We start from the raw sequence: 3967 nt of genomic DNA, 5'->3' as shown, positions 1-3967 counted from the left end.
GGCCAGCCCCCCGGACCCCCCGAGGTATTTCAGCCAAGATGAAGGCAGCAGGCTTTCAGGGAGAGACGGCAATGTCGGATGAAGCAATGAATTGCGAGCCGCGGCGGGCGGCACGGGCAGGCGGACGCGAGGCACGGCGGGCAGCACGGGCAGCGCCGCTGTCGGATGCGGTTCGTCCCGTTCGCGCGGGCATGTCGGGCGGCCAGTACAAGCCCCTGAGCGAGGCCAGCGTTGAAAAGATCCACCAGTCTGCACTTGAAGCGCTGGAAGTGATCGGCCTGTCACAGGCACCGGAATCAGGCGTGAAGGCCCTGACCGAGGCAGGCGCCATTCAGGGCGATGACGGCCGTATCCGGTTTCCCCGCGCGCTTGTCGAGGACATGCTGGCCGTTGCCGCGCGCGACATCACGCTGCATGCTCGCGATCCGAAGCACGATCTGCATCTGTCGGGCTCAAAGGTGCATTACGGCACTGCGGGCGCTGCCGTGCATATCGTCGACCCGGTGACGCTGGATTATCGCGAAAGCACCGCGCAGGACCTTTATGACGCGGCGCGGCTCGTCGACAATCTCGACAATATCCATTTCTACCAGCGCACGATGGTCTGCCGCGATGTGGTCGACAATCAGGAAATGGACCTCAACACGCTCTACGGTTCGCTTGCGGGCACGCGCAAACATGTCGGCACCTCATTCAGCGATCCGTCCCATGTCGCGGATTGTTTGGACCTGATCCATATGGTTGCGGGTGGTGAGGAGAAGTGGCTGGAACGGCCGTTCGTCTCGAACTCCAACTGTTTCGTCGTGCCGCCGATGAAGTTTGCCGAGGAAAGCTGTGTCGTGATGGAGGATTGCATCCGTCGCGGCATGCCGGTTCTGCTTTTGTCAGCGGGTCAGGCGGGCGCCACGGCGCCCGCGCCGATCGCGCTGACCATTGTACAGGCCGTGGCGGAATGTCTGGCGGGCGTCGTCTATGTCAACGCCGTAAAAAAGGGCGCACCTGCGATCTTTGGCACCTGGCCTTTCGTGTCCGATCTGCGCACCGGCGCCATGTCGGGCGGGTCGGCGGAACAGGCATTGCTGACTGCAGGTTGCGCCCAGATGCACAAATTCTACAACCTGCCGGGTGGCGCCGCCTCGGGCATTTCGGATTCGAAACTGCCCGACATGCAGGCGGGCTGGGAGCAGGGCATTACCAATTCGCTTGCCGGGCTCGCCGGGCTGAACATGTGTTATGAGGCCGTGGGCATGCATGCCTCGCTTCTGGGCTTCTGTCTCGAAAGCCTTGTCCTTGGCGATGACCTTCTGGGCCAGGCCATGCGGCTGGTGCGCGGTATCGATGTGACCGAGGACAGCACCTCGATCGAGGCGATGAAGCAGGTCTGCATGGGCGGACCTGGGCACTACCTTGGGTCCGACCAGACGCTGAAGCTGATGCAGACGGAATATATCTATCCGAGCGTCGCCAACCGGATGAGCCCGAAGGAATGGAACGAGGCCGGAAAGCCCGTGCTTCTGGACGCCGCCATCGCGCGGAAGAACGAGATCCTGTCGAAGGCGGGCAGTGTGATCGATCCCGAAATCGACCGGGCGATTCGGGCGAAGTACAACATCTATTTCAGGTAGTCCGATGAACATCACGGAACGGCTGGGCCAATTCTACATTGGCGGCGAATGGGTTTTGCCCGGCGCCGGGGCAACCCGGCTGGCAGTGGAGAACCCAGCGAGTGAGGAAATCGTGGGCGAGGTCGCCATCGGCTCGGTCGAGGATGCCGACCGGGCGATCATGGCGGCGCGGGCGGCGTTTCCCGCCTTCTCGGCCCTGCCTGCTGCTGAACGCATTGCCCTTCTGCGCCGCGTGCATGAGATCTATCTGGCCCGCGCCGAGGATCTGGCGCAGGCGATGTCGGTCGAGATGGGCGCGCCCATCGGCTTTTCCCGCGAGGCGCAGGTCTGGGCGGGCGAAGTGCATCTGGCCGCTGCCATCGAGGCCGCTGAACGCTTCCACTGGGAAGAGATGCGCGGTACGACGCTGATCCAGCGCGAGGCGATCGGCGTCGTCGGGCTGATCACGCCCTGGAACTGGCCGATGAACCAGATCGTCTGCAAGGTGGCGCCCGCATTGGTCGCGGGCTGCACCATGGTCCTGAAACCGTCAGAGATCGCGCCCCTCTCGGGTCTCGTCTTTGCCGAGATCATGGATGAGGCGGGCGTTCCCGCCGGGGTCTTCAACCTTGTCAATGGCGACGGGCCGGGCGTGGGGTCGCGCCTTTCATCGCACCCTGAGGTCGACATGGTGTCCTTCACCGGCTCCACCCGGGCAGGTGTCATGGTGGCCCAAGCGGCCGCCCCCACGGTCAAGCGCGTGGCGCAGGAACTGGGCGGCAAGTCGGCCAATATCATCCTTGCCTCCGCCGATCTGAAAGCGGCGGTCGAGGGCGGTGTCGAGGGCTGCATGCTGAATACCGGCCAAAGCTGCGATGCACCGACCCGGATGTTCGTGCCGCGTGACTTGGAGAAAGAGGCATTGGCCATCGCCGGGGCCAAGGCCGACAGCATGACGGTCGGCGATCCGGGCGATGCGGCGACAATAATCGGTCCGGTCGTCAGCCGGGCGCAATACGAAAAAATCCAAGGAATGATCCAGACCGGTATAGACGAAGGTGCCGTGCTGGTGGCCGGCGGTCTTGGCCGCCCCGACGGCATGAACCGGGGCCATTTCGTCAAACCGACGATCTTTGGCAGCGTCACCCCTGACATGACCATCGCGCGCGAGGAAATCTTTGGCCCGGTTCTGGCCATCCTGCCCTATGATAGCGTCGATGAGGCCGTCGCCATGGCCAATGACAGCGTCTATGGGCTGGGCGGTTTCGTTCAGGGCGACCTGACCGAGGCCCGCGCGGTGGCGCGGCGTCTTCGCACCGGACAGGTGCAGATCAATTACCCCGACTGGGACACCTTCGCCCCCTTCGGCGGTTACAAACAATCTGGCAATGGCCGTGAATATGCCGATTGGGGCATTCACGACTTTTGCGAGGTCAAGGGCATCATCGGATACGGCGCCTGAGGCGCTTACGGAGGAACTATCATGCATTACGGTTATATCGGCCTCGGCAATCTCGGGGCGGCCTGCGCGGGCTGTCTGTTGAAAGCGGGCTTTAAGGTCACGGTCACCGACCTCAAGAAAGAACTGGCCGAACCCCTGATCGCGGCGGGCGCGACCTGGGCCGAGAGCGCCGAAGAGGTCGCGGCCTCGGTCGACCACGTCATCACCTGCCTGCCTTCCCCGCGGGTCACCGAAAAGGTGCTGGCGCAGATCCTGCCCAAGATGAAGAAGGGCGCGACATGGATCGAGATGTCGACGCTTGGCCGCGACGACGTTCTGGCCTTTTCCAAAGTTGTCGAGGCCGAGGGCATCCGCATGCTGGAACTGCCCGTTACGGGCGGCGTCCACCTTGCCTACCGGGGCGAGATCACCATGCTGCCGGGCGGTGACAAGGACATCGTTGATCTGCACTGGAAAGCGTTCGAGGCGATGGGCAACCGCGTCTTCCATATGGGCCCTCTGGGGTCGTCCTCCATCATCAAGGTCATCACCAACATGCTGGCCTTCATTCACCTCAAGGCTTGTGGCGAAGCGCTGATGCTGGCCAAACGTGGCGGGCTCGATCTGGGGCAGGCATGGCATGCGATTGCCGCCTCGTCAGGCAATTCCTTCGTGCATGAAACCGAAGGCGCGCTGATCCTCAACGGCTCCTATGACATCGCTTTCAACGTCGATCTGGCGCTGAAGGATCTGGGTTTCGCGATGGAATTCGGCCGCGAATTCGGCGTGCCGCTGGACCTCGCCGCCGCGACCAACCAGACCTATGTCGCCGCCAAGGCCGCCTATGGCGGCGATGCGCAGTCGCCGATGATCGCGAAACTCTTGGAAGACCAGCTGGGCACCGATCTGCGCGCCCCGGGCT

The 3967-nt window shown here is 63.3% G+C and carries 3 protein-coding genes; all 3 read left to right on the top strand.

The window, feature by feature from the left end:
* The first annotated feature begins 86 nt into the window (after nt 1–86).
* Nucleotides 87–1625, top strand: a complete 1539-nt coding sequence (locus WBB85_RS19420) for a trimethylamine methyltransferase family protein (RefSeq protein WP_432640238.1) — start codon at nt 87–89, stop codon at nt 1623–1625.
* Nucleotides 1626–1629: 4 nt separating this feature from the next.
* Entirely contained in the window at nt 1630–3066 is a 1437-nt protein-coding gene (locus tag WBB85_RS19415) for an aldehyde dehydrogenase family protein (RefSeq protein ID WP_432640237.1), read from the top strand.
* Between the two features lie 21 nt (nt 3067–3087).
* On the top strand, nt 3088–3967 hold an 880-nt coding region (locus tag WBB85_RS19410; protein ID WP_432640236.1), incomplete at its 3' end, for an NAD(P)-dependent oxidoreductase.

This window comes from Albidovulum sp., from assembly GCF_049646345.1.
Taxonomy (GTDB): Bacteria; Pseudomonadota; Alphaproteobacteria; order Rhodobacterales; family Rhodobacteraceae; genus Albidovulum.
The sequence above is the reverse complement of the archived record's forward strand: the minus strand, read 5'-3'. Positions and strand labels throughout refer to the sequence as shown.

Excerpts from the sequence above, each read along its gene's own strand:
- WBB85_RS19420 (WP_432640238.1), top strand. The coding sequence starts at position 87 with ATGAATTGCGAGCCGCGGCGGGCGGCACGGGCAGGCGGACGCGAGGCA.
- WBB85_RS19415 (WP_432640237.1), top strand. The coding sequence starts at position 1,630 with ATGAACATCACGGAACGGCTGGGCCAATTCTACATTGGCGGCGAATGG.